This is a genomic window from Actinomycetospora sp. CA-053990, assembly GCF_050948445.1.
GTDB classification, from domain to species: Bacteria; Actinomycetota; Actinomycetes; order Mycobacteriales; family Pseudonocardiaceae; genus Actinomycetospora; species Actinomycetospora callitridis.
Map to the genome: position 1 here is coordinate 5,693,897 of NZ_CP192043.1, position 26,639 is coordinate 5,720,535.

27 protein-coding genes and 1 pseudogene are annotated in these 26,639 nt (G+C 75.0%); 6 read left to right on the top strand and 22 right to left on the bottom strand.

Annotated elements, in window-relative coordinates:
- Window positions 1-79 precede the first annotated feature (79 nt).
- The 14 genes and pseudogenes from ACQPYN_RS28975 to ACQPYN_RS29040 all read right to left on the bottom strand — a co-directional run bounded on the left by ACQPYN_RS28975 (window position 80) and on the right by ACQPYN_RS29040 (window position 14,882).
- The gene (locus ACQPYN_RS28975) at window positions 80-673 is read right to left on the bottom strand and encodes a NuoB/complex I 20 kDa subunit family protein (protein WP_274190876.1); all 594 of its coding nucleotides are present in this window, start codon (window positions 671-673) and stop codon (window positions 80-82) included.
- Window positions 674-677: 4 nt separating this feature from the next.
- A complete protein-coding gene (locus ACQPYN_RS28980; protein ID WP_433030263.1) occupies window positions 678-1,043 on the bottom strand; it encodes an NADH-quinone oxidoreductase subunit A in 366 nt (121 codons plus the stop codon).
- A 164-nt stretch (window positions 1,044-1,207) separates the two neighbouring features.
- Complete coding sequence (locus tag ACQPYN_RS28985; protein WP_433030265.1) at window positions 1,208-2,560, bottom strand: geranylgeranyl reductase family protein; 1,353 nt, start codon at window positions 2,558-2,560, stop codon at window positions 1,208-1,210.
- Between the two features lie 181 nt (window positions 2,561-2,741).
- On the bottom strand, window positions 2,742-3,473 hold the full coding sequence (locus tag ACQPYN_RS28990) for a demethylmenaquinone methyltransferase (protein WP_433030267.1): 732 nt from the start codon (window positions 3,471-3,473) through the stop codon (window positions 2,742-2,744).
- Window positions 3,470-4,066, bottom strand: a complete 597-nt coding sequence (locus ACQPYN_RS28995; RefSeq protein WP_433030269.1) for a DUF3592 domain-containing protein — start codon at window positions 4,064-4,066, stop codon at window positions 3,470-3,472. The genes ACQPYN_RS28990 and ACQPYN_RS28995 overlap by 4 nt, the downstream gene beginning before the upstream one ends.
- The gene (gene mnhG, locus ACQPYN_RS29000; RefSeq protein ID WP_433030271.1) at window positions 4,063-4,536 is read right to left on the bottom strand and encodes a monovalent cation/H(+) antiporter subunit G; all 474 of its coding nucleotides are present in this window, start codon (window positions 4,534-4,536) and stop codon (window positions 4,063-4,065) included. The genes ACQPYN_RS28995 and mnhG overlap by 4 nt, the downstream gene beginning before the upstream one ends.
- Window positions 4,533-4,817 carry a monovalent cation/H+ antiporter complex subunit F gene (locus ACQPYN_RS29005; protein WP_433030273.1) on the bottom strand — a complete coding sequence of 95 codons (285 nt, stop codon included), beginning with the start codon at window positions 4,815-4,817 and terminating at the stop codon, window positions 4,533-4,535. The genes mnhG and ACQPYN_RS29005 overlap by 4 nt, the downstream gene beginning before the upstream one ends.
- Entirely contained in the window at window positions 4,814-5,416 is a 603-nt protein-coding gene (locus tag ACQPYN_RS29010; protein ID WP_433030275.1) for a Na+/H+ antiporter subunit E, read from the bottom strand. Before ACQPYN_RS29010 ends, ACQPYN_RS29005 begins: the two co-directional genes overlap by 4 nt.
- The gene (locus ACQPYN_RS29015; protein ID WP_433030277.1) at window positions 5,413-7,224 is read right to left on the bottom strand and encodes a Na+/H+ antiporter subunit D; all 1,812 of its coding nucleotides are present in this window, start codon (window positions 7,222-7,224) and stop codon (window positions 5,413-5,415) included. Before ACQPYN_RS29015 ends, ACQPYN_RS29010 begins: the two co-directional genes overlap by 4 nt.
- The gene (locus tag ACQPYN_RS29020; protein ID WP_433030279.1) at window positions 7,221-7,715 is read right to left on the bottom strand and encodes a Na(+)/H(+) antiporter subunit C; all 495 of its coding nucleotides are present in this window, start codon (window positions 7,713-7,715) and stop codon (window positions 7,221-7,223) included. The genes ACQPYN_RS29015 and ACQPYN_RS29020 overlap by 4 nt, the downstream gene beginning before the upstream one ends.
- Entirely contained in the window at window positions 7,712-10,576 is a 2,865-nt protein-coding gene (locus ACQPYN_RS29025) for a Na+/H+ antiporter subunit A (RefSeq protein ID WP_433030281.1), read from the bottom strand. Before ACQPYN_RS29025 ends, ACQPYN_RS29020 begins: the two co-directional genes overlap by 4 nt.
- A gap of 118 nt (window positions 10,577-10,694) precedes the next feature.
- A pseudogene (gene menD / locus ACQPYN_RS29030) lies at window positions 10,695-12,436 on the bottom strand (2-succinyl-5-enolpyruvyl-6-hydroxy-3-cyclohexene-1-carboxylic-acid synthase).
- A 164-nt stretch (window positions 12,437-12,600) separates the two neighbouring features.
- Window positions 12,601-14,562: a DUF6596 domain-containing protein gene (locus ACQPYN_RS29035; protein WP_433030283.1), complete on the bottom strand. Its 1,962-nt coding sequence runs from the start codon at window positions 14,560-14,562 to the stop codon at window positions 12,601-12,603.
- The gene (locus ACQPYN_RS29040) at window positions 14,559-14,882 is read right to left on the bottom strand and encodes a YciI family protein (protein WP_433030285.1); all 324 of its coding nucleotides are present in this window, start codon (window positions 14,880-14,882) and stop codon (window positions 14,559-14,561) included. Before ACQPYN_RS29040 ends, ACQPYN_RS29035 begins: the two co-directional genes overlap by 4 nt.
- 152 nt (window positions 14,883-15,034) lie before the next feature.
- On the opposite strand from ACQPYN_RS29040, the gene ACQPYN_RS29045 reads away from it, so the two are divergent.
- The 3 genes from ACQPYN_RS29045 to ACQPYN_RS29055 all read left to right on the top strand — a co-directional run bounded on the left by ACQPYN_RS29045 (window position 15,035) and on the right by ACQPYN_RS29055 (window position 18,151).
- The gene (locus tag ACQPYN_RS29045; RefSeq protein ID WP_433030287.1) at window positions 15,035-15,700 is read left to right on the top strand and encodes a DUF998 domain-containing protein; all 666 of its coding nucleotides are present in this window, start codon (window positions 15,035-15,037) and stop codon (window positions 15,698-15,700) included.
- Window positions 15,701-16,006: 306 nt separating this feature from the next.
- Window positions 16,007-17,254 (top strand): hypothetical protein, encoded by a 1,248-nt coding sequence (locus tag ACQPYN_RS29050; protein WP_433030289.1) that lies wholly within the window; start codon window positions 16,007-16,009, stop codon window positions 17,252-17,254.
- A gap of 24 nt (window positions 17,255-17,278) precedes the next feature.
- Entirely contained in the window at window positions 17,279-18,151 is an 873-nt protein-coding gene (locus ACQPYN_RS29055) for a 1,4-dihydroxy-2-naphthoate polyprenyltransferase (protein WP_433030291.1), read from the top strand.
- A 21-nt stretch (window positions 18,152-18,172) separates the two neighbouring features.
- Here the strand turns inward: ACQPYN_RS29055 and ACQPYN_RS29060 are convergent, their stop codons facing one another.
- A complete protein-coding gene (locus ACQPYN_RS29060) occupies window positions 18,173-18,541 on the bottom strand; it encodes a DUF4229 domain-containing protein (protein ID WP_433030293.1) in 369 nt (122 codons plus the stop codon).
- 204 nt (window positions 18,542-18,745) lie between these two features.
- On the opposite strand from ACQPYN_RS29060, the gene ACQPYN_RS29065 reads away from it, so the two are divergent.
- Window positions 18,746-18,949 carry a BldC family transcriptional regulator gene (locus ACQPYN_RS29065; RefSeq protein ID WP_274190891.1) on the top strand — a complete coding sequence of 68 codons (204 nt, stop codon included), beginning with the start codon at window positions 18,746-18,748 and terminating at the stop codon, window positions 18,947-18,949.
- A gap of 266 nt (window positions 18,950-19,215) precedes the next feature.
- Window positions 19,216-19,461, top strand: a complete 246-nt coding sequence (locus ACQPYN_RS29070; RefSeq protein WP_433030295.1) for a hypothetical protein — start codon at window positions 19,216-19,218, stop codon at window positions 19,459-19,461.
- 67 nt (window positions 19,462-19,528) lie between these two features.
- On the opposite strand, the gene ACQPYN_RS29075 is transcribed toward ACQPYN_RS29070, so the two are convergent.
- From ACQPYN_RS29075 to ACQPYN_RS29090, 4 genes are all read right to left on the bottom strand, one after another.
- Window positions 19,529-20,851, bottom strand: coding sequence for a MinD/ParA family ATP-binding protein (locus tag ACQPYN_RS29075; protein WP_433030297.1), 1,323 nt, complete (start codon window positions 20,849-20,851; stop codon window positions 19,529-19,531).
- Window positions 20,852-20,949: 98 nt separating this feature from the next.
- On the bottom strand, window positions 20,950-21,933 hold the full coding sequence (gene ccsB / locus ACQPYN_RS29080; RefSeq protein ID WP_433030299.1) for a c-type cytochrome biogenesis protein CcsB: 984 nt from the start codon (window positions 21,931-21,933) through the stop codon (window positions 20,950-20,952).
- A complete protein-coding gene (gene resB / locus ACQPYN_RS29085; protein ID WP_433030301.1) occupies window positions 21,923-23,662 on the bottom strand; it encodes a cytochrome c biogenesis protein ResB in 1,740 nt (579 codons plus the stop codon). Before resB ends, ccsB begins: the two co-directional genes overlap by 11 nt.
- Before the next feature lie 7 nt (window positions 23,663-23,669).
- On the bottom strand, window positions 23,670-24,509 hold the full coding sequence (locus tag ACQPYN_RS29090; protein ID WP_433030303.1) for a cytochrome c biogenesis CcdA family protein: 840 nt from the start codon (window positions 24,507-24,509) through the stop codon (window positions 23,670-23,672).
- Between the two features lie 354 nt (window positions 24,510-24,863).
- Here ACQPYN_RS29090 and ACQPYN_RS29095 point away from each other — a divergent pair, with 354 nt between their 5' ends.
- Window positions 24,864-25,055 carry a hypothetical protein gene (locus ACQPYN_RS29095; RefSeq protein ID WP_433030305.1) on the top strand — a complete coding sequence of 64 codons (192 nt, stop codon included), beginning with the start codon at window positions 24,864-24,866 and terminating at the stop codon, window positions 25,053-25,055.
- Between the two features lie 48 nt (window positions 25,056-25,103).
- Here the strand turns inward: ACQPYN_RS29095 and ACQPYN_RS29100 are convergent, their stop codons facing one another.
- The 3 genes from ACQPYN_RS29100 to ACQPYN_RS29110 are packed head-to-tail and all read right to left on the bottom strand — an operon-like array spanning window position 25,104 to window position 26,639.
- On the bottom strand, window positions 25,104-25,406 hold the full coding sequence (locus ACQPYN_RS29100) for a zinc-ribbon domain-containing protein (RefSeq protein ID WP_433030307.1): 303 nt from the start codon (window positions 25,404-25,406) through the stop codon (window positions 25,104-25,106).
- Window positions 25,407-25,436: 30 nt separating this feature from the next.
- A complete protein-coding gene (locus ACQPYN_RS29105; protein ID WP_433030309.1) occupies window positions 25,437-26,012 on the bottom strand; it encodes a TlpA family protein disulfide reductase in 576 nt (191 codons plus the stop codon).
- The gene (locus tag ACQPYN_RS29110; protein WP_433039105.1) at window positions 26,013-26,639 is read right to left on the bottom strand and encodes a histidine phosphatase family protein; all 627 of its coding nucleotides are present in this window, start codon (window positions 26,637-26,639) and stop codon (window positions 26,013-26,015) included.

Here is a 26,639-nt window from a genome sequence, read left to right on the forward strand (position 1 = left end):
GGAGGAGGCGTTGGACGCGCCGGACGGGCCGCTCGCGCCGCCGGCACCGGTGCCCGGGGTCACAGGCCCGTCCTTCTCGTCACCAGACATGCTCCTCCTTCACCTCCCCGTGCTTGTCCCGCTTGGCGTACTTCACCGACGACGGCAGCAGCTCGAGCTTCTCGCCCTGCGCTTTGCGCTCGGCGGCGAGCTCGGCCCGGACGGGTCCGAGGGGCTCGGCCTGGATCTTCTGGTGCAGCTTGAGGATCGCGTCGATGAGCATCTCCGGCCGCGGCGGGCAGCCCGGCAGGTACATGTCGACGGGCACGACGTGGTCGACGCCCTGCACGACCGCGTAGTTGTTGAACATCCCGCCCGACGACGCGCAGACGCCCATGGCGAGCACCCAGCGGGGCTCGGCCATCTGGTCGTAGATCTGGCGCAGGACCGGGGCCATCTTGTTGGTGACGCGGCCCGCGACGATCATCAGGTCGGCCTGGCGGGGGCTCGGGCGGAACACCTCCATGCCGAAGCGGCCGAGGTCGTAGCGCGGGGCGCCCGAGGTCATCATCTCGATCGCGCAGCAGGCCAGCCCGAAGGTGGCGGGCCACAGCGATGCCTTGCGGGTCCAGTTGACCAGGCTCTCGACGCTGGCCAGCACGATCCCGTTCGGGAGCTTCTCTTCCAGTCCCATGCTTCTAGCTCCAGTCCAGCCCGCCGCGGCGCCACACGTAGGCGTAGGCGAAGGCGACGGTGGCGACGAACAGCACGATCTCGACGAGACCGAACAACCCGAGCGCATCGATGTTCACGGCGAACGGGTAGAGGAAGACCATCTCGATGTCGAAGAGGATGAAGAGCATCGCGGTGAGGTAGTAGGCCACCGGGATACGGCCGCCGCCGGCGACCGGCTGCGGCGACGGCTCGATGCCGCACTCGTAGGCGTCGAGCTTCGCGCGGTTGTAGCGATGCGGTCCGATGAAGGGCGCGGCCGTCACCGAGAACAGCCCGAACCCGGCGGCGAGCACGAACATGACGATCAGCGGGACGTAGAGGTCCAGCATCGTCGCTCCTTCCTCCCCGTGCTGCGCGTCGGGAGTTCCGTGGTGGTGCGGCCCACGCGCGGGCCGTGCAGTGGATCACGGTCGGCGGGCGGGACCGACCCTAATGAGCCCGAACGGGCGAGACGCCGATGAGGGCGTCCTAACCCGGGTGAACGATTCGCGTCTCAGGCCGCGACGGAGCCCTCCTTCCGGGTGCTCGACGACCCCGGCGGCGTGTCCCCGAGTGGCGGCACCATCCGCAGGACGAGGTCGAGCGCGCGGTCCCCCGCGTCGCCGTCCCGTCCGTCGGTGAGGCCGGTGAAGAGCCGCAGCGCGGCCTCCATGAGACGGCGCCTCGGCATCCCGAGGCGCAGGGCGTGGTGCATGAACCGCGGCCGGCCGAGCGCGCTCGCCGCCCGGTTGCCGACGCGGTACCAGCTGCCGAGCTCGTGGCGGACCGCCGCCGGGTACGCGGCCAGCGCGCGCTCCCGTCCGGGACCCTCCGGCCGGGCGCTCGCCTGCACGACGCACTCGGCCGCGATGGCCGCGGACTGCAGCGCGTAGGCGATGCCCTCGCCGCTGAAGGGGTTGACCATCCCGCCGGCGTCGCCGACGAGCACCAGGCCGTCGCGGTAGAGCGGGGTGCGGCTCATCCCCATCGGCAGCGCGGCGCCGCCGATCGCGCCGGTGGCGGTCTCCTCGCGCAGACCCCACTCGGCGGGCAGGCCCTCGACCCAGTGCCGGAGCAGAGCGCGGTAGTCGCGCTTGTCGTTCTTCCGGGTCGCGAGGACGCCGAGGCCGACGTTCGCGGTGCCGTCGCCCATCCCGAACACCCAGCCGTAGCCGCCGTGCAGGTCGGGGCCGACGCCCGGGCCGTCGTGCAGGCCGAGGTGGGTCTCGAGGTAGTCGTCGTCGTGGCGCGGGCTCGTGTAGTAGCGACGGACGGCCACGCCGAGCGGGCGGTCGTCGCGCTTGCCGATGCCGAGGCTCAGCGCGGTGCGCGCGCCGACGCCGTCGCAGGCGACGACCAGCGGCGCGCGGTAGGAGACCGGCTCGCGCTCCGGGCCGCGGCGGGCGTCGACGCCGGTGACGCGGCCGGAGCGCTCGTCGACCGTCGCGCCGGAGACCGAGACGCCCTCCTCGACGCGGGCCCCGGCGGCGCGGGCGTGGTCGGCGAGCATCTGGTCGAAGTCGCGCCGGGGGCGCACGAGGCCGTAGGCGGGGAAGGTGGCGAGCTCGGGCCAGTCGAGCTGGATGCTCGTGCCGCCGCCGATGACCCGCAGGCCGCGCTGGTGACGCCAGCCGGCCTCCTCGCGGGTGTCGACGCCGAGGTCGACGAGCTGCTTCACCCCGCGCGGGGTCACGCCGTCGCCGCAGACCTTCTCGCGGGGGAACGTCGCCTTCTCCAGGACGAGCACGTCGAGCCCGGCGCGCGCCAGGTACGTCGCGACCGTGGAGCCTGCGGGACCGGCACCCACGACGACGACATCCGCGTCGGCGTCGGGGCTGCGGCGCGCTCCGGTGGTGGCGGCGGACACGGCACGGCTCCTTGTGAATCCGTTCACTAGCTCGGCTACGGGGAGTCTAGGGACCGTGTGGCGTGATCGCCCGCCGAGGGTGGTTTCGGATGCGCGGGCGCGGGTCACTCGCCGGGGCTCGCAGGCCACGTGGGGGATTTCCTGACGTTGAACGTCAGCATGGCCCCCAGGCTGACACTGGTCAGGCGGGTTTGGTCGCCGTGTGGAGGGCGACGATGCCGCCGGAGAGGTTGCGCCAGGCCACCGAGCGCCAGCCGGCGGCGCCGATGCGGGCGGCGAGGGCGGGCTGGTCGGGCCAGGCGCGGATCGACTCGGCGAGGTAGACGTACGCGTCGGGGTTCGAGCTCACCGCGCGGGCCACGCGGGGCAGGCCCGCCATCAGGTAGTCGGTGTAGACGCGGCGGAACGGCGCGAAGGTCGGCCGCGAGAACTCGCAGACCACGAGGGTGCCGCCGGGGCGGGTGACGCGGGCGAACTCCGCGAGCGCGGCGTCGACGTCGACGGTGTTGCGCAGGCCGAAGGAGATGACCACCGCGTCGACGGACGCGTCAGGCAGCGGGAGGTGCAGGGCGTCGGCGGCGACGTACGGCACCGGGCTGCGGCCCAGCTTGCCCACGAGCCGCGAGCGGCCGGTGCGCAGCATCCCCAGCGAGAAGTCGGTGGCCAGGCAGGTGGCCCCGGTGCGGGCGAGCTCGACGGTGGAGACCCCGGTGCCCGCGGCGACGTCGAGCACCACGTCCCCCGGCCCGACCGCGAGGCAGGCGCGCGTGGCGCGGCGCCAGCGGACGTCCTGGGCGAACGAGAGCACGGTGTTGGTGAGGTCGTAGCGCGCGGCGACGCCGTCGAACATGCGGGCCACGGCGCCCGGGTCGCGGTCGAGCTCCGCGCGGGTGCCGCCCGGTCTCGGGCTCATCGGTGCCCCGCCCCCGCCATCTCGGGCTCGCCGTCCTCGCGCTCGCCCTCACCCTGGCCCTCGTCGCGGACCGTCCACGCCTCGCGCGCGGCCACCGCCTCCTCGCGGCGCCGCCGGGCCCGCCCGAGCGCCCAGGCGCCGGGAGCGACGACGGCCCAGAGCACGAGCAGGCCGAGCGCGACGGGCACGAGGCCCTCGGTCCAGGTGCGCCCGGCGACGCGCACCAGCTCGGGGTCCGTGCGGTCGTACTCGACGCGCACGAGCTGGCCGGGCTCGAGGCCGCGCGGGTAGAACACGCCCTTCTCGGGGGTGAGCACCGCGCCCTCGCCGGTGGTGAAGCGGACGTAGACGTGGGGCCCGGATCCGCCCTCGAGCACCTCGCCGACGGCCCGGCCGATCGAGGCGTCGATGTGGGCGTCGTTGCGCGCGGCCGCGACGAGCACCAGGCCGAGCAGGACGCTGACGACGAGTCCCGCGGCGACGACGATCTCCGGAGCCTTGCGGGCGGCGGGGCGCAGCAGCGCGACCGCGGCCTCGAACGGCGGACGCGCCTTCGCGACGGCCCGCCGCGCCAGCTCGCGCAGCCCTGTCATTCGTCCGAGTCTAGGGAGGCCCCGTCGGAGCCGGCCCCGCCCCTGCGCCGGCTGCGCCCGACGGCCTCCCCGTTGCGGTGGGGTGGTGGGCTCTCCTCCTGGTCGTCCGGGCCCGGGTCGGCCTCGTCCGGACGGTCGGCGAGCTCGTCGACGTACAGCAGGTCGCGGCGCAGGCCGCCCTCGCCGCGGTGGGCCAGGCGGCCGACGACGTGCGCGGTGACCGGGGCGGTCACGAGCTGGAACGCCCCGACGAGCAGGAGCATCCAGACGTCGGGGCTGGTGCGCAGGTGCAGCGCGCCGCCGATCACGATGAGCAGCAGGCCCACCACCTGCGGCTTCGTGGCGGCGTGCATGCGGCTGAGCACGTCGGGCAGCGACAGCAGGCCGATCGAGGCGACGAACGTCAGCAGGACGCCGAGCACGATCGCCACCGTGCCGATCGTGTCGAGCACGAGCTCCCCGGTGCTCATCGTCCGGTCCCCCGTCGCACGAACCGCGCCACGGTGGTCGAGCCGAGGAAGCCGACCAGGCTGATCGCGACCACCACGGGGACGAGCGACGAGTCGCCGGTGAGCGCCGCGTACGCCACGAGCCCGCACAGGAACTCGGCGACGAGGACGTCGAGCGCGACGAGGCGGTCGAGACCCGTCGGGCCCCGCAGCAGCCGCACGACGACGAGGATCGCGGAGAGCCCGAGCAGCACGAGCGAGACGACGAGGACGGCGTCGAGCAGGGCGGGCAGGGTGCTCATCGGCTCTCCTCGGCGACGTCGTGATCCACGGGGACGGTCGGCGCGGCCGGTCGTCCGAGGGCCGCCACGATGTCGCCCTCGAGCCGGGCGACCTGCTCGCGGAAGTCCGCGACGGCCCGGGCGTCGCCGGCGCCGAGGACGTGGGCGTAGATCGTGCGCTCCTCGGGCCGGGCCTCGATGACCACGCTGCCGGGCACGAGCGTGAGCACCTCGGTGACCATCGCCATCACGAACTCCGACGACGACTCGAGCCGCACCGCGATCACCGAGCTGCGGATCGGCGGGCCGGTGACGGCCTGCAGCGACTGCCAGGCGACCTGCAGGCTCGACACGACGAGGTCGCCGACGAACCGCGCGGCCGCGCCGAGCGCCGCGCCCGGCCGGATCCAGCCGCCGCCGGGTGCGGCCGGCAGCGGGAAGAGGAGGAGCACGAGGAGCCCGACGGCCAGGCCGCCGAGCACGTTGGCCCACGAGAAGGTCCCCCACAGCAGGACCCAGACGATCATGAGCCAGAACACCGGGACGGCGCGGCGCAGGAGCCCACCGGTGTCGGGCGGGGTGCGGCGCCCCCCGCCTCCGTCCCGACCCTGCCGGCTCACCGCGCGACCCTGTCGTCGACGGTCTGGGCGAACACGGCCTGGATGTAGGGCGTGCGGGCGACGAGGTCGTCGGAGGCCTGGTCGGCCACGGCGTACAACGGCCCGGCCGCCACCGTCAGGGAGAGACCGAGCACGACGAGCGCGGCGGTCGCCGCGGTCATCACCCGCGGCAGGCTCGACGACACGGTGTCGCCTGCGGCCCCGAGGAACCGGCCGGACAGCGCCGGGGTGCCGTCGGTCGGGGCCAGGCGCGCCACGGGCCAGTCGACCTCGGCGCCGGAGTTCGCCTCGGCGTGCGCGATCGTGCGGGCCGTGCCGGGGCGCACCTGGGTGAGCACCCCGCTGCGCGGCGTCGGGGCCCCGGGCAGCCCGCCGGTGGTCCGCTCGCGGTCGTCCGGCGCGTCCTCGTCGCCCTCGTCGGCCTCCTCGTCCTCGTCCTGGTCGGGCTCCTCGGAGACCGGGATCTGGTCGGCGGGACGCCAGAAGGCGAGCACCCACACCTTGGTGACCGCGTAGAGCGTGAGCAGGCTCGTGAGCACCGAGACCACCACGAGCGTCCAGGCCAGCGCGGAGCCGTCGACGACACCGGCCTGCACCAGCCCGAGCTTGCCGATGAAGCCGGACAGCGGCGGGATGCCGCCCAGGTTGACCGCGGGGATGAACCAGAGCAGGGCGAGCAGCGGGGACGCCTTCGCCAGCCCGCCGAGACGCGTCACCGACGTCGAGCCGCCGACGCCCTCGATGAGGCCCACCACGCAGAACAGCGTGGCCTGCACGGTGATGTGGTGGACGACGTAGAACACGGCGCCTGCCACGCCGAGCGGGGTCGCGAGCGCGATCCCGAAGATCATGTAGCCGATGTGGCTGACGAGGGTGAACGACAGGACCCGCTTGATGTCGGCCTGCGCGATGGCGCCGAGCGCCCCGACGAGCATGGTCAGCCCCGCGGCGACGAGCAGGACGGTCTGGACGACCTCGGAGTCCGGGAACAGCAGCATCTCGGTCCGGATGATCGAGTACACGCCGACCTTGGTGAGCAGGCCGGCGAACACCGCGGTGACCGGGGCGGCCGCGGTCGGGTAGCTGTCGGGCAGCCACGCCGACAGCGGGAACACGGCGGCCTTGATGCCGAACGCCGTGAGCAGCACGAGGTGGATCGCCAGCGCCGTGCCGGGCGGCACCTCGGCCATCCGGAGGGAGATCTGGGCGAGGTTCAGCGTGCCGACCGCCGCGTAGACCAGCGCGATGCCGACGAGGAAGACCAGCGACGACACCACGTTGACGACGACGTAGGTGATGCCCGCCCGCACGCGCGACCGGCTGCCCCCGAGCGTCAGGAGCACGTAGCTCGCCATCAGCAGGACCTCGAACCCCACGTAGAGGTTGAACAGGTCCCCCGAGAGGAAGGCGTTCGCGACGCCCGCGGCGAGCACCAGGTAGGTCGGGTGGAAGATCGTGATCGGGGTGTCCTCGTCGCGGTCGTACACGCCCTGCCCGATGGCGTAGACGAGCACGGCGAGCGTCACCGACATCGACGTCAGCAGCATCAGCCCCGACAGCGGGTCGACGACGAGCGTGATGCCCAGGGGCACCGGCCACGAGCCGACCGTGGCGACGACCGGGCCCGACTGCACGGCCGTCACCAGCAGCAGCGCCGCGATGACGACCACGACGGCGAGCACGGCGACGCTGATCGCGCGCTGCAGCATCGGGCGCCGCGAGAGCACCAGCGTCAGGCCCGCCCCGAGCAGCGGCAGCAGCACGGGCAGCGGGATCAGGGTCGCGAGCAGGGTGGAGCCCGGGTTCATCGCCCGTCCTCCCCGGGGGCGCCGGCCGCGGCGCGGACCGGGTCGGGGCCCGTCTCGGTGTCCTCCGGGTCGGTGTCGCTGACGTTCTCGCAGCCCGTGGTGTCCAGCTCCTCCTCGTCCTCCTGCTCCCCGCGCGCCAGGCGGCGGCGCACGGAGCGGTCCTCGGTGTCCTCGGTGAGGTCGTCCTCACGGTCGAGGGTCCAGGCGCGGTGGATGAGGGCGAGCAGGAACGCCGACACCCCGAGCGTGATGACGATGGCGGTCAGCACGAGCGCCTGGACCAGGGCGTCGCTCATCGTCTCCTCCGGCGCGCGGCCGACCAGCGGCGCCGCGCCCGTGGGACCCCCGGCCACGATGACGAGGACGTTGGTGGCGTTGCCGAGCACCAGGACGCCCAGCAGCACCCGGGTCAGGCTGCGCTCGAGGAGCAGGTAGACCCCGGCGGTGTAGAGCACGCCGACGAGCGCCAGCAGGACGATCGGGGAGCTCACGAGGGGACCTCCTCACGGGCCGACATCCGGCCCACCGCGACGGAGCGCCGGCGGTCGAGCTCGGCGCCGAGGCTGCGCAGGATGTCGAGCACGAGCCCGACGACGATCAGGTAGACGCCCACGTCGAAGATCAGCGACGTCACGAACTTCACGTGGCCGAGCACCGGGACGTCGCCCTCGAGCACGGCGGTCTGCAGGACCTCGCCGCCGAGCAGCAGCGCGCCCACCCCGGTGCCGCCGGCGAGCAGCAGCCCGAGCCCGAGCAGCACACCGGCCTCGACGGGGACGGCCTCGCCGAGCTCGTAGCGACCGCCCGCGACGTAGCGGACGACCAGCGCGAGACCGGCGACCAGCCCGCCCGCGAAGCCGCCGCCGGGGGCGTTGTGGCCGGCGAACAGGAAGTACAGCGAGACGACCATCATCGTCGGGAAGACCAGGCGGGTGATCACCTCGAGCAGCAGGACGCGGTCGCCGTCGCCGCGGCGGGCCGACCGCAGCCAGCCGCCGGCCCCCGTCGACGGGGTGACCACGGGCTGCGGCTCCGAGCGCGGCGGCGCCCCGGAACGGCGGTGCAGGAAGACCAGGCTGGCGACGCCGGTGGCCGCGGCGACGATCACCGAGAGCTCGCCCATGGTGTCCCAGGCGCGGATGTCGACCAGGGTCACGTTGACGACGTTCGCGCCCGCGCCGAAGTCGTAGGCCTGCGCGGGGTACGCCGCCGACACCGGCGGGGCCTGCCGCGCGGCCAGCGCCACCGCCCCGAGCCCCGTCATGAGCAGCCCGACCGGCACGGCGACGAGCAGGCGCCGGACGCGCTGGCGGGAGGTGTGCCGGTCGGCGATGTCGCGCGGGAGCGTGCGCAGCACGAGCACGATCACCACGAGCGTCGCCGTCTCCACCAGGGCCTGGGTGAGCGCGACGTCGGGCGCCCCGGCCAGGGCGAAGATCAGCGCGATCGAGTAGCCGAGCCCGCCGACCACCAGGACCGCGCCGAGACGCCGGCGCACGCGCGTGGCGACGATCGCGCACGCGGCGCCGATCACGGCGGCGAGCACCTGGAACGGCGAGTCGGCGAGACGGTCGACGCGAACTTCGCCGAGGTCGGCCGACAGCAGCAGCGCGAGCCCCGGCCCGAGCACCAGCACCACGAAGACCGTGTTGAGGACCCAGGACAGCGAGCCGCGCTGGGTCATCACCGTGACGCGCAGCGAGGTGTTCTCCAGGGCGTGGATCACGCCGCGCCACGCGATCTCGGCGCGCACCCCGGCCAGCGGGTGGCGCGCGGTGAGACGGGCGCTCACCGACGGCAGGCCCACGACGGACCCGAGGGCGATGGCGAGCGCCGAGAGCCCGAGCGCCACGCCGAGCGAGGGGATCACGGCGAGCTCGAGCAGGGCCGGGTAGGTGGCCGGCAGGGTGTCGGCGTAGCCCTCGAGCAGCGGCGCGAGGCCCGCGACGCCGAGCCCCGCGACGAGGCCGCCGACCCCGAGCACGGCCGGCGACGCGACGAACAGCGGACCCGGCGCCTCCCAGGTCACCGCCTCCACCCCCGGCTTGCGCCAGAACGCCCCCCACACGAACCGCATGCTGTACCCGACGGTGAGCACCGAGCCGAGCACGACGAGCGCGAGCAGCGGCACCGCCGCGGAGCCGTAGGCCTCGTGGAGGAACGCCTCGAACGACGCCTCCTTGGTGACGAAGCCGAGCAGCGGCGGCAGGCCGGCCATCGAGGACGCGGCGAGGATGCCGGCCGTCGCCAGCACGGGAGCGCGTCGCCCGAGCCCGGAGAGCTCGCGCAGGTCACGGGTGCCGGCGCGACGGTCGATCACGCCGACGACGAGGAACAGGCAGGCCTTGAACAGGGCGTGGCCCACCACCAGCCCGAGGGCGGCGAGCGCGCCGTCCCGGGTGCCGGCCCCGGCGAGCAGCAGCATGAACCCGAGCTGGGACACCGTGCCGTACGCGAGGACGAGCTTGAGGTCGTGCTGGCGCAGCGCCTGCACGCCGCCGAGCAGCATCGTGACGATCGCCAGCGTCGCGATCAGCGGGCGCCACGGCTCGACGTCGGCGAGGCCGGGCGCGAGGCGCAGCACGAGGTAGACGCCGGCCTTCACCATCGCGGCGGCGTGCAGGTAGGCGCTGACCGGCGTGGGCGCGGCCATCGCCGAGGGCAGCCAGAAGTGGAACGGCACCAGCGCGGACTTGGTGATCGCCCCGACCAGCACGCAGACGACCCCGGCGGTCACGGCCGCGGGGGTCGCGGCCGGGCCGGTGAAGTAGGTCACGAGCTCCGAGAGCGACGTGGTGCCCGCCGCGGCGGACAGCACGACCAGGCCGACGAGCATCGTCAGGCCGCCCGCCGCGGTGACGACGAGCGCCTGCACCGCCGCCGCACGGCTGGCCCGCTTGTGCGAGTCGTGCCCGACGAGCAGGAAGGAGAAGACGGTCGTGAGCTCCCAGCACACGTAGAGCACGAAGACGTCGTCGGACCAGACGAGCGCGAGCATCGCGCCGGCGAAGGCGGTGAGCACCCCGGCGAACCGCCCGAGCCCGCGCGCGCCCTCCGCGAAGTAGCGGGTGCAGTACAGGAGCACGAGGGCACCGATGCCGGTGACCAGCAACGAGAAGGTGGCGGACAGCGCGTCGAGGCGCATCGCGATGTCGATGTCGAGGGCGGGGATCCACGGGATCTCCTGGGTGGGCGCGGCGCCCGCGAGCACCGCGGGCAGCTGCGCCAGGATCCAGACGAAGGCCGCGGCGGGGACCAGGGCCAGCACCGCGAACGCGCGTCGACCGAGCACCCGGACCAGACCCGGCGCGGCCAGCGCCGCCACCGCGTGCGCCCCCACCAGCACCAGCACGCTTGCTGCACTCCCAACTGTCGTCCCGACCCGTGGCGGGGCGCATCATTCCGGATCCCCCGTGGTGGTCGCGTGCGGTGACGACGAGGTCACTCCCGCGGGATCGCGCGGACGGCGGTCAGTCGTCGGCGAGCGCTGCCCGCACCGCCGCGACGGTCTGCTCCCCGGTGGCCCGCCGTTCCGACCGGTCGATCGCCACCTCGACCACCCGTGTCCCGGGTCTCCCGGTCGGGGCGAGCGCCCCGGTCGGACCCCCGAGCTCGGCCGGCATCGCACGGCGGTGCGGCACGCGGTGCGCGGCGCAGAGCGCGGCGAGGTCCGTGCCGTGCGGGGCCCCGAAAACACGCTCGAACGCAGCGGCGAAGCGGGGTGCGCCCTGCTCGAGGGTGGCGAAGATCCCGCCGCCGTCGTCGTTCGCGACCACGACGACGAGCTCCCCGCGCGGCTCGTCCGGCCCGACGAGCAGGCCGTTCGTGTCGTGCAGGAACGTCAGGTCGCCGAGCAGCGCGTAGGTCGGCCCGGGGTGCGCGAGCGCGACGCCCGCGGCCAACGAAACGGCCCCGTCGATCCCGGACACGCCGCGCGCCGACAGGACGGTGACGTCGGCGCGGGGGGTCGCCGCGAGCGCGACGTCCCGGATCGGCGCGGACGCGCCCACCACCAGGCAGGCCCCGGACGGGAGCGCCGCGACGGTGGCCGCGGCCAGGGCGGGCCCGCTGCCCTCGACGACGGCGGAGTCGAGCACCTCGAGGGCCCGGTCGTCGGCCTCGGCCCAGGCGCGCGCGAAGTCCGCGTCGGGCTTCCAGTCGTCCGGGGGCGGGAGCGCGCCGACCGCCGTCACCGACCCGGCGACGTCCGTCCAGCCCGGCCGGGGGCGGCCGCCGGTCGGGGCCACCGAGGGGACCGCCACGACGGTGACGCACGGGTCGGCGAGCAGGCGCGAGACGGCGCGGTGCAGCGTCGGGCGGCCGAGGACGACGACCTGCTCGGGGCGCAGGTCCTCGCGCGTCCCGTCCAACGCCGCGGGCAGCGCCCAGGTGCCGGCGGGCAGCGCGCGCCCGCCCGCGGGGTCCGACCACAGCGGCGACGTCGGCTCGGCGAGCACCGGGACGCCGTCGGGCAGGCGCGTCCCGGCGGGCACGACCTCCCCGCCGTGACCGGCGACGACGAGCGTCCGCGCCCCGGCGCGCAGCGCCAGGGGCGCGAGGGTGGAGGCGGGCGGCGCCGCGACGATGCCCGTCCACGGAGCGCCCTCGGGCCGGCCCTCGAGCGCAGGATCGGAGCTGGTCCGCGGGTCGGCGGCGCCCTGCGGGTCGAGCAGCGGCTCGCGCAGGGGACGTTGAGCTGGACGGGACCGGGGTCGCCCCCGCTCGTGCCCGCCGCCCGGTCGAGCGCCCGGCTCACGACCGCCCGCCAGGAGCGCGCCGCCCCGGGGCGGTCCTCCGCCAGCGGCATCACCACCGAGGCGCGGACCGCCTCGCCGTACATCCCGACCTGGTCGATGGTCTGGTTGGCGCCGCTGCCCACGAGCTCGACGGGCCGGTCGGCGCTGACCACCAGCAGGCCCACCCCGCTGCGCGAGGCCTCGAGCACGGCGGGGTGCAGGTTGGCCACCGCGGTGCCCGAGGTGACGACGACGGGCACGATCCGGCCCGACACCGACCCGAGGCCCACCGCGAGGAAGCCCGCGCCGCGCTCGTCGATGCGGACGTGCAGCCGGAGCCGGCCGTCGCGGTCGGCGGCGTAGAGGGCGACGAGCAGCGGCGCGTTGCGCGACCCGGGGCACGCGACGGCGTCGGTGATCCCCGCCCGGACCCATTCGTCCACGACGACGTGGGCCTGCGCCGTCGAGGGAATCACCCAACCCACGGTAATGACGCGGAGGCCGTCGCACCCGATGGGCAGGGGGTGATCCCGGCCCCTGATCAGGTCCGGTGGCGCGGCGACACGAAGGGACCACCGCAGACCGTGTCCTGAGGACACGGTCTGCGTGCTCGACTCCTCGGAGCGGCGCGCGAGGCCGATCACCTCCGCCGGCGCAGCAGGCGCAGCGTCGCGTCCCGCCCGGTCGCCCGCGTGAACAGGTACTCGGCCCGCTCGTAGGACAGTCGCGTGCGACCCGTGTCCGGGCACCGGTCCGCCGCGGCGGGGGTGCGGGCGGGCCCCGGGCGGCGGTCGGCGAGGAACACCGGGCCGCGGGTCCGCCCCTCGAGCAGGACGTCGAGCAGGCGCGCGGTGCGGGCGCGCCACGCGACGGCGCCGGCGCACCGGTCGTCCCGGTCGAGGTCGTCGACATCGAGGTCGAGCACGGCGCGGACCGGCGCCCCGGACTCGGACAGCAGCGACCACAGCGCGCGCTCGCGGACGGGCACCGAGGGGTCCTCGCAGAGCGCGGCGACCCGCGCGGGATCCAGCGGTGGAGCCGGCGCGCGGTCCGGATCGCGGCGCTCCAGGCCCCCGGCGAGGTCGGGGCGGTCCAGCCAGGCGGCGAACGAGCGGACCGCGGCGCGGTGCCGGTTCCACGTCGCGGCGGCCGCCCCGCCCCAGGTGGTCACGAGCACGCGGATGACCTCGTCGCCGGTCAGGGCGTCGAGCGGGGTGGTGCCGCCGAGCCCGCGCACCAGCCGGCACAGGGTCTGGCCGTAGGCCCTGCGCGCAGGGGGCTCGAGACCCTCGAGGAACGCGGCGGCGCGGTCGTCGAGGGTCGGCGTGGTCGTCGTCCCGCCCGGGTCGGCGGCCCGGGCGTCGAGGTAGGCGCGCTCGGCGTCGTTGCGGGTCAGGGCGGCCGCGCGGGCGTACTCCCGGCGCGCCTCGTCGTGGCGGCCCAGGCGGCCCAGCAGATCGGCGCGGACTCCCGGCAGCAGGTGGTAGTCGCGCAGGCGGGGGTCGTCGCGCAGGGCGTCCGCGAGCGCCAGCCCGGCCTCCGGTCCCCGGGCGCGCCCGACGGCGACGGCCCGGTTGAGCGCGACCACCGGCGTGGGCAGGAGCGCGGCGAGGCGGTCGTACAGCGCGGCGATCGCCGCCCAGTCGGTGTCCTCGGGACGCCGGGCCTGCGCGTGGCAGACGGCGATCGCGGCCTGCAGGACGTAGATGCCGGGCGTCCCGCCGAGATCGCGAGCGCCCAGATCCCGAGCCCGCAGCATCGACGTGAAACCTCGCCGCACGTGCACCGGGTCCCAGCGCCCGCGGTCCTGGTCGTGCAGCGGGATCGGCTCGCCCTCCGGGCCGGTGCGCGCCGCCGACCGCGAGGCCTGCAGCTCCATGAGCGCCACCAGGCCGTGCACCTCGGGCTCGGAGGGCGCGAGCGCGGCGAGCCGGTGACCGAGACGCAGGGCCTGCCCGCAGAGGTCCGTGCGCACCAGGGCCTGCCCGGAGGTGGCCGCGTAACCCTCGTTGAACACGAGGTAGACCACCTCGAGCACCGACGACAGCCGCACGGCGAGCTCGTCGCGCCCGGGCATCGCGAACTCGGCCCCGGTCTCGGCGAGCGTCCGCTTCGCGTCGGCGATCCGCCGGCTGATCGTGGCGTCGTCGACGAGGAAGGCGCGGGCGATCTCGGCGACGTCCAGGCCGCCGAGCAGGCGCAGGGTCAGCGCGAGGCGTCCCTCGGTGCGCAGCACGGGGTGGCACGACAGGAACATCAGGCGCAGGACGTCGGCGTCGTCGTCGGGACCGTCGTCGGGATCCTGGTCCTCGCCGGGCCCGGTCTGCGCGAGCTCCGCGTGGACCCTCTCGGCCCGCCCCTCGCGCCGCAGGTGGTCGACGGCGCGCCGCTTGGCGACGGCCGTGAGCCAGGCGCCCGGGTTGGCGGGGACGCCCTCGTCCGGCCACTGTTCCAGCGCCGCGACGAGGGCGTCCTGCGCGAGCTCCTCGGCCAGGCCGACGTCGTGCACCATCCGCGTGAGGGCGGCGACGATCCGGGCGGACTCGAGCTTCCAGACCGCGTCCACCCGGGCGTGCAGCCCGCCCCCACGCGCGGGGATCACGGACCCATGACCCGGTGCAGGACGCTGTCGCCGTCACCGACGATCCGCCGGAAGCGCCGCGAGACCTCGAGCGCCTCCTCGTGGGAGGAGACCTCGACCAGGGCGAAGCCCAGGATCTCCTCCTTCGCCTCGACGAAGGGCCCGTCGGTCACGGTGATCTCGTCGCCGACCGACGTGACCTTCACGCCGCCGGGCGCGAGGCCCCCGGTCGCGATGAGGATGCCGGCGGCGGTCATCTCCTCGATGAACGCGCCCATCTCGGCGAACAGGGCCTCGTCGGCCTGCCGGCTGTTCTGTCCTGTGGTCATCAGGTAGCGCATCGGGTGCTCCTCGGTCTCGGTGGTGCGGGGTGCTGACGGCTCCACGTCGTCCGGGCCGATGCGACAGGGAACGGGCGCGTTCCCTGTCGTACCAGGTCGGACGACGTGGTGGCGAGAGTCCGATCCGGCAGGTCCCCAGAGAGGCACCCGAGATGACCACGACCGTTGTCACCCCCGCCGTCACCACCAGCGCCGCCGACGCCCGCACCCGCCGACAGCTCGCCGCGCTGGCCGTCGGCTTCCCGCTCTGGGCCGCCGTGTCGGTCGCCCAGGCCGCCACCCGCGACGGGTTCGACATCCTGCGCCACCCACTGAGCCTGCTCTCCGCCGGCGACCTCGGGTGGCTGCAGATCACCAACTTCGTCGTCGCCGGTGTCCTCGCCCTCGTCGGGGCGCGCGGCCTGCACACGGCGGTGCGCGGCACCCCCGGCGACGTGTGGGCGCCCCGGCTCGTGGCCGCCGCCGGCATCGGGCTCCTCGCGGCCGGCCCCCTGGTCATGGACCCGGGCGCGAACTTCCCCGTCGGGGCGCCCGACGACCTGCCGCTGGTCACCTGGCACGCCGTCGGCCACATGGTCGCCGGCACGGTCAGCTTCACCGCGCTGATCGCCGCGTGCCTCGTCCTGGCCCGCCACCTCACCCGCACCGGACGCCGGGGCCTCGCGATCGCCTGCCGCGTCGCGGGCCTCTCCCTGGCGCTCGGCTGGGGCTGGGCGATGGGCGGGGGCGCCGCCGGCACGCTCACCCTCGCGGTCGGTGCCGTCGCCGCGATGCTCGCCGTGGCCGGGGTGGCCGCCCTGGCGCGACGCGGGGTCTGATCACCCGCGGACGACCCACCCCTCCGGCGCGCGGTGCGCGCCGGGGGGTTCGGCGCGTCATCACCCACAGGAGCCCCTCCGCCCCCGTGCGCCTGCACCACGTACGCCACGAGGTCGTGGAGGCGCGCCGGACGGGTGGTGAAGCACTCGACCGGATGACAACCCATCGAGCGGATCTCCGCCGAATCGGACACCGCAGCCCGTGATCGCGCCGTTCACTGCACCGTGCGCATCGATACGACTCGACTCCAGCCCTCCACGGAGCGGGTCGTCCGGGCGCGGGGGATGCGACGGACAGGCTTCGTCGTGGCCACCGGCGTCCTGACGACCGCCCTGTCCCTCGCGACCCTCGCCCCGGTGGCGAGCGCCGACCCGGGCGTCCCGCCGCCGCCCGGCCCGCACACCCAGGCCGCTCCGGACGACGAGGGCCCGCAGCGCTGGGCGCCCCCGCTGGCCGGGACGTCGACCGGTGTCGCGATCACCGAGGGCACCGCGCGCCTGAGCACCATGCGCGACGGCACCGAGACCGGCCCGGCCGCGCTGCGCGGCGCCGAGCGCCAGGGCCTGCTCGACCTCGGCGCCCACCAGTTCGCGACGCCGGTCAACCGGATCGACGCCCCGGTCACCGGCGACGTCCCGCCCGGGTCCCAGGTGGCGGTCGACGTGCGCGGACAGGACGCCGACGGGCAGTGGAGCGAGTGGCTCCCCGCCGAGCCGGGCTCCCCCGCGGTGCTCCCGGAGCCCACGCGCACCGTGGCCGTGCGGCTCGCGATGCTCGCCCCGACCGGTTCGGCCGGCCCGGTGGTGCGCAGCCTCGAGGTCCTCGCCGACGAGGTGCCGACCGGCCCGCGCACGATCGCCCCGCGAGCCAGCTACCGGGTGTTCGCCACCCGCGAGGGCCTCGTCGGCGGGGTCACCGCCAACGGGCACCGGATCACGCCGAACGACCAGTTCGCCGCGCTGCCCTCCCGCCGCGCGCTCTCCCCCAACGGGCGCGGCGACTACAGCGTGCGCGTCTGCGCCGCCGGCGGGCGCTGCGCGACCGTGCCGGTGTGGGACGTCGGGCCCTGGAACACCAAGGACGACTACTGGAACCCGTCGGACCAGCGCCAGCAGTGGAAGGACCTGCCCCAGGGGCGCCCGCAGGCCCAGGCCGCGTTCGAGAACAAGCACAACGGCGGGCGCGACGGCTTCGGGCGCCAGGTGAAGAACCCCGCGGGCATCGACCTCGCCGACGGGACCTTCTACGGCCTCGGCCTGCGCGACAACGCGTTCGTCACCGTCGACTACCTGTGGACCGCGAAGTCCGCGGCGCTGGGACGGGCGGCCACCGCCGGCGCCGGCCCGGTCGTGGAGCGCGCGACGCCGGACGCCGCGGCGCCCGACGGCGGGGTGGTCGGCGACGGCGCCCAGGTCGAGGTGCAGTGCCAGGTCGCGGGCACCTCCGTCACCGGCACCCAGGGCACCAGCAACCTCTGGCTGCGCACCCGGCCGGAGCGCTACGTCCCGGCTGCGTGGATCCAGGGTGCGCCGCCGGTGCCGCCCTGCACCTAGCGCACGTCGGTAAAGTCGCCGGGCGTGGCGACCGTCGGCGAATGGGTGGAGGGCGCGCGTCCCCGCACGCTGCCCACGGCGATCGCCCCGGTGCTCGCGGGCTCCGGGGCGGCCGCGGGAGTCGCCGGTTTCGACCCGGTGGCCGCCGTGCTCGCGCTGATCGTCTCCGTCTCCTTCGTGATCGGCGTGAACTTCGCCAACGACTACTCCGACGGCGTGCGCGGCACCGACGACGACCGCGTCGGCCCGCTGCGTCTCGTGGGCTCCGGGGTGGCGCAGCCGTACATCGTCAAGCGCACCGCGATGCTCTGCCTCGGGCTCGGGGCGCTCGCCGGCGTCGTGCTCTCGCTCTACAGCGGGCACTGGTGGCTGATCCTCGTCGGCGGGATGTGCCTGCTCGGTGCCTGGTTCTACACCGGGGGCTCGCGCCCCTACGGCTACCGCGGGCTGGGCGAGCTCGCCGTGTTCGTCTTCTTCGGACCGGTCGCGGTGCTCGGCACCGAGTTCGTGCAGACCGGCCGCGCCAGCGGCCTCGGGATCGGCGCCTCGGTGGGCGTCGGCCTGCTCGCCTGCGCGGTCCTCGTCGCCAACAACCTGCGCGACATCAGCTCCGACGTCGACACCGGCAAGCGCACCCTCGCGGTGGTGCTCGGCGACCGCGACACCCGCGTGCTCTACGCCGCGCTCGTCGTGGTCCCGCTCGGCATGACGCTCGTGCTCAGCCTGCGGGCCTGGGGCGCGCTGGCCGGCCTCCTGGCGCTGGTCCTGCTCGTGCCCGGGCTGCGGCGCGTGCTCGCCGGGTCCACCGGCCGGGACCTGATCCCCGTGCTGCGCGACACCGCGCTCGGGCTGCTGGTGTGGTCCGCCGCGACGGCGCTGGGCCTGGCCCTGACGTAGGGCCCTGACGTAGGCCCTGACCTAGGGATCCTCTCCGGGAGCGTCCCCCCGGAGCTCGGCCCGCAGCTGCTCGCGCCGGGCCCGGCGCGACGCGGTGGCCGCGTCCACCTCGGCGGCGAGCCGCGCCCGCAGCCCGCGGAACAGGAACAGCGACAGCGGCAGGGCCACGACGATGGCGATCAGCAGCGACACGAGCAGCGGCAGGCCGACGGCCACGAGCACGCCCGCGATCACCGCCACGACGAGCAGGCGGGCCCCGACGTAGAGGGCGACCGCGAGCGCGACGCCGCCGGGCGAGCCGGTGGCGCCGGAGGGGCTGTCGGCGGGGCTGTCGGTGGTGTCGTCCCGGACGCCCTCGGCGGGCCCGGGAGCGGGATTCGGCGAGGTCACGGCACCAGGGTAGGCGCGCGCCGAGGGCGCCGCGCCCGCAGCCGGCGGCGCCGGAGTCGTCCGTTTCGCCCTTTGTGCTCTCTTTACCTGGATACAAGCGTTCGAGTACGTACGGGGTCCGGTGTCACGATTCGCCGCGTTGTGTCCGCTCCCGCCGTTCGGCGGTCGGGCGGGCACCCGTGGCGACAGGGAAGGTGGAGTGACATGACCATCACTCACGAGGCCGGCGAGCGACTGATGACCCCCGGCGAGGTCGCGGCGATGTTCCGCGTCGACCCGAAGACCGTCACGCGCTGGGCGTCCGCGGGCCGCATCGGCTCCATCCGCACCCCGGGTGGCCACCGCCGCTTCCGCGAGTCCGAGGTCCGCACCCTGCTCGACGGCCTGACCAGCGAGGCGCACCGCTAGCCGATCCGGCACGACCGGCGGCCGGACGGCCGCCGGTCGGCGGCGACGTGACGGCGTGGGTGGGGATCCGCTTCGTCGGGCCTCACAGGGGCCTCGTGGCGCGGCACCCCGCTCGTCCCGGGCACCCGACCGCCACCCGACGTCCACCTCGCGGACGTCACGCGGACTTCGGGTCCGACCGGTAGCGTGGTGGATGCCCGGTCCGTGGAGCATCCGCGGCCGGTGACGTCGAAGATGCTGGAGGCGTCCGAGTGATCCCGTTCCTCGTGGCCGTGCTTGTCCTGGTCGTCGTGGGGACGTTGCTGTGGAAGGTGATGGCCGCCCAGGCGGCCCAGGCCGGACACGACGGCGGTCCCGGCGGCATGGTCGAGGACGCACCGACCGGCCCCACCCGCCAGGCCTCTCCGCGTCGCCCGCAGCGCCCGGTCGCGCCGGACGACGACCCGGAGTTCCTGCGCTCGCTCGACGAGCGGATCCAGCGCCCCGAGCGCGAGGACCCGCCCAGCACCTAGAGAAGACCTCCCACGAGGGGCGTCCCGGTCCGCCGGGGCGCCCCTCGTGGTGTCTGTGGGGGTCCCTCTATCGGGGGATCATCGGGCGCCGCACCCGGGACCCGGCCCGGCCGAAGTCGTCGGCGACGGTGGCCGCGAGCTCGAGCAGCGCCGCCCGCGTGCGCGAGGCGAGCTTGTCGAGCTCGATCTCGGCGCCCTCCTCGAGGTGCGGGTCGAACGGCAGCCGCACGACGGCCCGGCAGCGGGCCGCGAAGTGGTCGGAGACGCGGTCGAGATCGACGTTGCCCGACGACCGTCGCACGTAGTTGATGACGGCCACCGAGCGGGACACCAGGTCGCGGTAGCCGTGCGCATCGAGCCAGTCGAGGGTGGCCGACGCGCTGCGCGCCCCGTCGATCGACGCCGACGAGACGATCAGCAGGGAGTCCGCGACGTCGAGGACACCCTTCATCGCGGAGTGCATGAGCCCGGTGCCGCAGTCGGTGAGCACCACGTTGTAGAAGTGCTCGAGCAGCGTCACCGTGCGCCGGTAGTCGACCTCGCTGAACGCCTCGGACACCGCCGGGTCCTGCTCGCTGGCGAGGACCTCGAGGCGCGACGGGCCCTGCGAGGTGTAGGCGCGGACGTCGGAGTAGCGCCGCACGCGGTTGGCGTCGCGCAGCAGGTGGCGCACGGTGGCCGTGGTCTCGAGCGGGATCTTCTGGCTCAGCGTGCCGCGGTCCGGGTTCGCGTCCACGGCGATCACGCGGTCGCCGCGCAGGGACGCGAAGGTCGACCCGAGCGTGGTCGTCATCGTGGTCTTGCCGACGCCGCCCTTGAGGCTCAGCATCGCGATCTTGTAGCAGCCGTGGAGCGGCTGGTTGACCCGCGCGATCAGCTCGCGTCGCGCGGCGTCCCCGGCGCTCTCCCCCGGGTTGACCAGGCCACCGCTGCCGACGAACAGCGCGCGCCGCCAGCCCGTCTGCGGCGGGCGCCTGCTGGGCCGGAGGAGCTGCGCCGACGAGAGGTCGTAGCTCGCAGGACCGTCCGGGCCCTGCGGCGCGTGGGCCCCGCGGCCCGGCGTCGTGAAGCGCCCGGAGAGCGGCGCGCGATCGCCCGGCACGGGACCCGCGGGCGGGGCGGTGGCGCCGCGCGGGTCGACGCCGGCGTGGCGGGGCTGGGCGGTGTCACCGCGGGCGGCCTCGGCGGTGTCGACCCGCCGCGTGGTCTCCGGGGAGTCCGCCGGGGCGGCCACGGCCGGCTCGACCGGGGTGCCGTTCGTGGCCGCGGTCTCCGACGACACGCTCGGCGTCTCGGCCGAGGAGGGCGGCGCCGAGGTCGGCGCCGCGCTCGACGGCGGCGAGGACGACGGAGGCGTCGCCGGCGACTCGTCGTCGTCCGTGGGTTCCATCTGGCGGCCCCTCCCTCGTCGCGTGGCGCGCCAGACCGTATCCCGTCGTGGAGATCCGAACGACCCGAACGGACGGAGATCGTTGCGACGTCCGGGGGTCAGCCGACCCCGGCGTACGAATGCAGTCCCGTGACCACGAGGTTGACGAAGAACAGGTTGAACACCATCACCGCGAAGCCGACCACGTTGATCACCGCGGCGCGGCGCCCCCGCCAGCCTGCGGTGGACCGCGCGTGCAGGTAGCAGGCGTAGACGACCCAGGCGACGAGCGCGGTGGTCTCCTTGGGGTCCCAGCCCCAGTAGCGACCCCAGGCGGCTTCGGCCCAGATCGCCCCGGTGATCACCGCGAACGTCCAGATCGGGAAGGCCAGTGCCGTGGCGCGGTAGGCGACGCGGTCGAGCACGTCGGCGCCCGGCAACCGCGCGGCCCACGCCAGGCGGCTCGGGGTGCTCTCGTGCGCGGCCCGCAGGAGGTACAGGACGCTGCTGACCCCGGCGAGCAGCAGGATGCCCGAGGCGATGACGGCGGCGGAGACGTGGATCGCGAGCCAGTAGGAGCGCAGCGCGGGCACCACGGGCGCGGTCTGCGTGTAGAGCACCGTTCCGCCCAGGAACATCAGGATGATCACGGGCAGCAGCACGAAGACGCCGAGGCGGCGCAGCTCGGGGCGGCGGTGGAGCACGACCAGCCAGGCCCCCACCGCGACCAGGCAGATCGCGGCGGTGAACTCGTACATGTTGCCCCAGGGCACCCGCCCTGCGGCGAACCCGCGGACCACGAGCATCGCCAGGTGCAGGCCGAACCCGAGGACGGTGAGCGAGACGCCCATGCGCCCGAACCGCTCGGCGCGGGAGCGGGGCGGCGGGGCGCTGTCGGCCCCGGTGCCGGTCAGGTCGGCGGTCCCCGTCGAGCCCCCACCCACGGCCGCGCCGACGGGCTCCCGCGCGGACTCCTCGGCCCGCGTCGGACGCCGCAGGAGCGCGTGCTCGACGGCGTGCAGGATCATCGCCAGCACGTAGACGCCGAGCGCGGACTCGAACAGCAGGTCGCCGAACTGGCCGAGCTGCGCGTCAACGACCATCGGGGTCCTCCCGCTCCTCCCCGCCGGCGTCCACCGACGGTTCCTGCGTCGCCTCGGGCGGCACGGACTCCTCGGGGACGGCCGGGTCGGGCATGGCGGGATCGGGTCCCGCCTCGCCCCGCGCGCCCAGCTCGGCCGCGAGCCGCCCGAACTCCTCGCCGTAGCCCGCGCGGTCCGTGCGTGCCAACCCGCCGAGCGTCACCACCGTACGACCACCTGTCGTAGGCGGCAGTGCGGGGGCCGCGCGCACCCAGAAGCGGCGACGGCGCACCGTCAGCGACAGCGTCAGGCCCCCGAGCAGCGCGATCGCCGTGATCAGCACCGCCGTCTGCCCCGGGTCGTGCGACACCTGCAGCGACACCCAGTTCTCGACGCCGTCGAAGCGGATCCGGGTGCCGTCGTCGAGCGTGATCTCGCCGCCGGGCTTGATGTTCTCCCGCGCCACGCGCACCAGCCGGCCCTGATCGACCATGCCCTGGTCCACCGAGAAGATCGACTGCGCGCGGCCGGAGTCGAGCCCCAGGTCGCCGCGCAGCACGTCGACGGCGACCTCGGGGTTGTTCAACGCCGGGAACACCGACGTCACGAGCCCGCCGCCCGACGAGGTCGGCGCGAACAGGCCGGTGATCGCGAGCTGGGAGCGCCGGCGCTGCGCCTCGTCGGTGACCCCCGGCGGGTCGATCTTCGTCGCGCCCTCGGAGAGCAGCGTCCCCTGGTCGACGGGACGCCACTGCACGAGGCCGACGCGCTGCTGGCCGTCGGGGAAGGTCACCGTGAAGCGGGGCGCGTAGCCGTGCCCGAGCAGGTAGACGCGCTCGCCGTCGACGCGCAGCGGGTCGTTCACCGCGAGGTCGTGGGGCACCCAGGCGTCGGCGCCGCTCTGCACGGCCTCGCCGTCCTGGAAGCGGATCGCGGCGTCGAAGGAGTCCGGCTGCCCGTCGGGGCGGAACGTCGCGCGGAAGCCGTCGACGGTGAGGCAGAAGGGATCCAGCCCGGTGCCGTCGACCTGCAGGCCGGGACGGAACGAGTCGTAGGCGTAGATCCCGGAGTTGCAGAACTCGCTGCCGTCGGCCATGACGATGACCTGGCCCTCGTAGCCCAGGATCTTGCCGATGGCGATGCCGCCGAGCAGGGCGATGAGGCTGAGGTGGAACACCAGGTTGCCGACCTCGCGCAGCGAGCCTTTCTCCGCGGAGATCGTGCGCACGCCGCCCGGCTCGGAGCGCACCACGGTGCGCCAGCCGCGCAGCCGCCGGCGGGCCGCCTCCACGACGGCGTCCGGGTCGTCGTCGGAGGTGCTCTGCGCGTGGTGGGGCAGGCGGGCGAGGTTCCGCGGCACGGCGACCGGCTCGACGCGCAGGCTCCGGGCGTGCTCGATCGACCGCGGGACCAGGCAGCCGATGAGCGAGATGAACAGCAGCAGGTAGACCGCCGAGAACCACGGCGTGGCGAAGACGTCGAAGAACCCGAGGTCGTCGAGCACCGGGCCGAGGGTCGGGTGCTGGGCGAGGTAGTCCTCGACGGCGTTGGGGCTCGGGGTGCGCTGGGGCAGCACCGCTCCGGGCAGCGCGGCCACCGCGAGCAGGAACAGCAGGATCAGCGCGGTGCGCATGCTGGTCAGGCCGCGCCAGGTGTTGCGGGCCAGCGCGAGCGCCCGCCGGGCGCGGCTCGGGCCGGACGGCGGCGGGCCGGCGTCCCCGGCGGGTGCCTTCGGCAGCGTGGTGGTCATGGGAGGCCTACAGCGGGGTGGAGAAGCCGGCGATGGGACCGCGCAGCAGCGCGATGATCTCGGCCCAGAGGCCGGTGGCGAGCAGCAGGCCCACGAGGATCATGCCGACACCGCCGACGATCTGGATGCGCCTGCTGTGGTTCCGCAGCCACGCCTGCGCCCGCACCGCCCGCCCGGCGCCGAGGGCGATGAGCACGAACGGCACGCCGAGCCCGACGCAGTAGGCGAGCAGCAGCACGACGCCCCGGACGCCGGCGCTGCCCGCGTCGGTGCCGCTGGCCAGGGCGACGACCCCCGCGAGCGTCGGCCCGAGACACGGCGTCCAGCCCAGGCCGAACGTCGCGCCGAGCAGCGGGGCGCCCACCAGCCCGAGCTGCGGCACCCGGTGCGGGCGGGTGTCGCGCTGCAGCGCCGGGACCAGGCCGAGGAAGACCAGGCCCATCGCGACGGTGACGACGCCGCCGATCCGCTGCAGGAGGGCCTCGTTGGCCAGCAGTGCGTCGGCCAGCCAGACGATCGACCCGAGGCCGACGACGAAGACGACGGTGAAGCCGAGCACGAACAGGCACGCCGCCCCGGCGACCCGCCAGCGCCGCAGCCGGCGGGGGGTCGCGGTGGCCACGGGGAGCTCGCCGGTGACCGCGGCGCGACGCTCGGCATCCTGGGCCTTGACCTCGTCGTCGGTCACTGCCGGCGCGTCGGCGCCGACCAGACCGGCGAGGTAGGCGAGGTAGCCCGGCACCAGCGGTACGACGCACGGCGACGCGAAGCTGACCGCGCCGGCCGCCACGGAGAGCAGCACGGCGAGCAGGACGGGGCCGGACGTGGCCACCTCGGTCAGGTTCATGGCGTCCCCAGGGTAGGACGCCGCTGTCGGACGCGCGTGTGCACGGGGACCCATCTCCGACGATGTGTCGTAGATCGTGCCGTCGGAGCGGGATGCCGATCGGGACCATGGGTCGGACGGCGGGGTACTCGCACGAGCGGAGCGCAATGCTTCGAAAACCGAAGCGTCGGCAGAAAATCGGTGGCGGCTCCGGCGAGGTCGCTCCTACCGTCCTCGCCGTGGACATCGACTCCTGAGGCGTCCGGGACCGTTCCGGTCCCCCGCCCCCTCCGCTGCCCCTCCCGCCGTCCGGCGCGGTGCTCTGCACCCCGGGCGCGCCGGCGGCGTCCGTCCGCACACCCCCAGGAGGTCCCCATGCGAACCACCCCGTCTCCGCAGACCCCGTCCGCGCCGCAGCCGGCCAACCGCGCCGAGCGCCGGGCCGCCGCCCGCGGTCGACAGACCGGCGGGGGCACGACCCGCACGGCACCGCGGGCCACCGGCCCGCGCGAGCACACCAAGCCCGCGCACGCCCGCGCGGACTTCGCGGCCCGCCGCAGCGGGTGAGACAGCGCGTGATCCGGCGGCTGACGACCGGGCCGGACGGTCCGGTCGTCAGCCGTGGGCGCCGGGGTACTGCTGCTGCTGGGGATACGGCGGCGGGTACTGGGGCGTCGCGCCCGCGGGCGGCAGCTGCGCGAGCTGCTCGGCCTGGTCCTTGTCGACGGCCATCGCGAAACCACAGGCGGTGCACTGAATGCTGTACCGCACGCGGACCGGGAAGAGCGGGATGAAGAAGAGCGTGAACTTCGTGACCAGCTTCAGGACGGCGTTCGCCGCCGACCGGTGACAGTTCGCGCAGGTCAGCAGCACCATCGCGAGCTGCGCCACCGTGCGGCGCGTCCCAAAGATGATCACATCGGCTCCTCGGCCTGGGTGGGTCCAGCGTCAGCTGGCGGGGGCGGGCTCGGCGGCGATGCGGTCGACCACGGGCTGCAGGTCCGAGGCCAGGACGGCGGTGAGGAACACCGCCGCCACGCGGTGGGAGCGGTCGAGCACGATCGTCGACGGCACCGCGTTGCGCGGGTAGCCGCGCAGCACGAGCAGGGAGCGACCCGGCGGGTCGAAGATCGACGGGTAGACGACGCCGCGGTCGCGGACGAAGTCGGCGGCGGCGTCGCGCTGGTCGCGGACGTCGATACCGAGGAACTGCACCCCGCGCGGCGCGGACGCCTCGGCGACCTGGTCGAGGGCGGGCGCCTCGGCGCGACAGGGCCCGCACCACGATCCCCACACGTTGAGCACCACGACCTGGCCGCGGTAGGCCTCCGTGGACAGCTCCCGGCCGGGCTCGAGCAGGCTCTCGCCGCCGAGGGCGGGCAGGACGCCGCGGGTCTCGGGCGGGTCGTAGGTGACGGTGGTGCTCCCGCCGGTGCCGCCGAAGACGAACGCCCCGTCCGACGGCGACGACGAGCACCCGGCGAGCACGAGCAGGCCCGCGAGCACGAGCAGGACGGCACGCACTCAGGCGCCCGTCGCCGACGGGTCGGAGACGCCACCGGGCTCGGCGTAGGCGATGTCGACGAGGCTCTCGTCGTCGAAGACGAAGCTGGTCACCGACCCCAGCGAGCACTGCCGGTGCGACGGGTTGTGCCACAGGCGCTCGCCGGACAGGAAGCGGCGCAGGGTCCAGATGGGCAGCTGGTGCGACACGCACACCGCCTCGTGTCCCGCGGCGAGCCCTCGCGCGCGGTGCGCGGCGCCGAGCATCCGGTGCGCGATCTCGAGGTACGGCTCGCCCCACGAGGGCGTGAACGGGTTGCGCAGCAACGGCCAGTACTCCGGCTTGCGCAGCGCGCCGTCGCCGACCCCGACGTGCAGGCCCTCGAAGGCGTTGCCGGCCTCGATCAGCCGGTCCTCGGTGACCGGCTCCACGCCGAGCTCCTCCGCGATCGGCACCGCGGTCTCCTGCGCCCGCTGCATCGGGGAGACGAGCAGGGCGGTGACGTCGGCGCCGGCCAGGTGCTCGGCGGCCCGGCGAGCGTGCTCGCGTCCGGTGTCCGAGAGCCCGTAGCCGGGCAGGCGGCCGTAGAGGATGCCCTCGGGGTTGTGGACCTCGCCGTGGCGGACCATGTGGACGGTCGTGCGCAG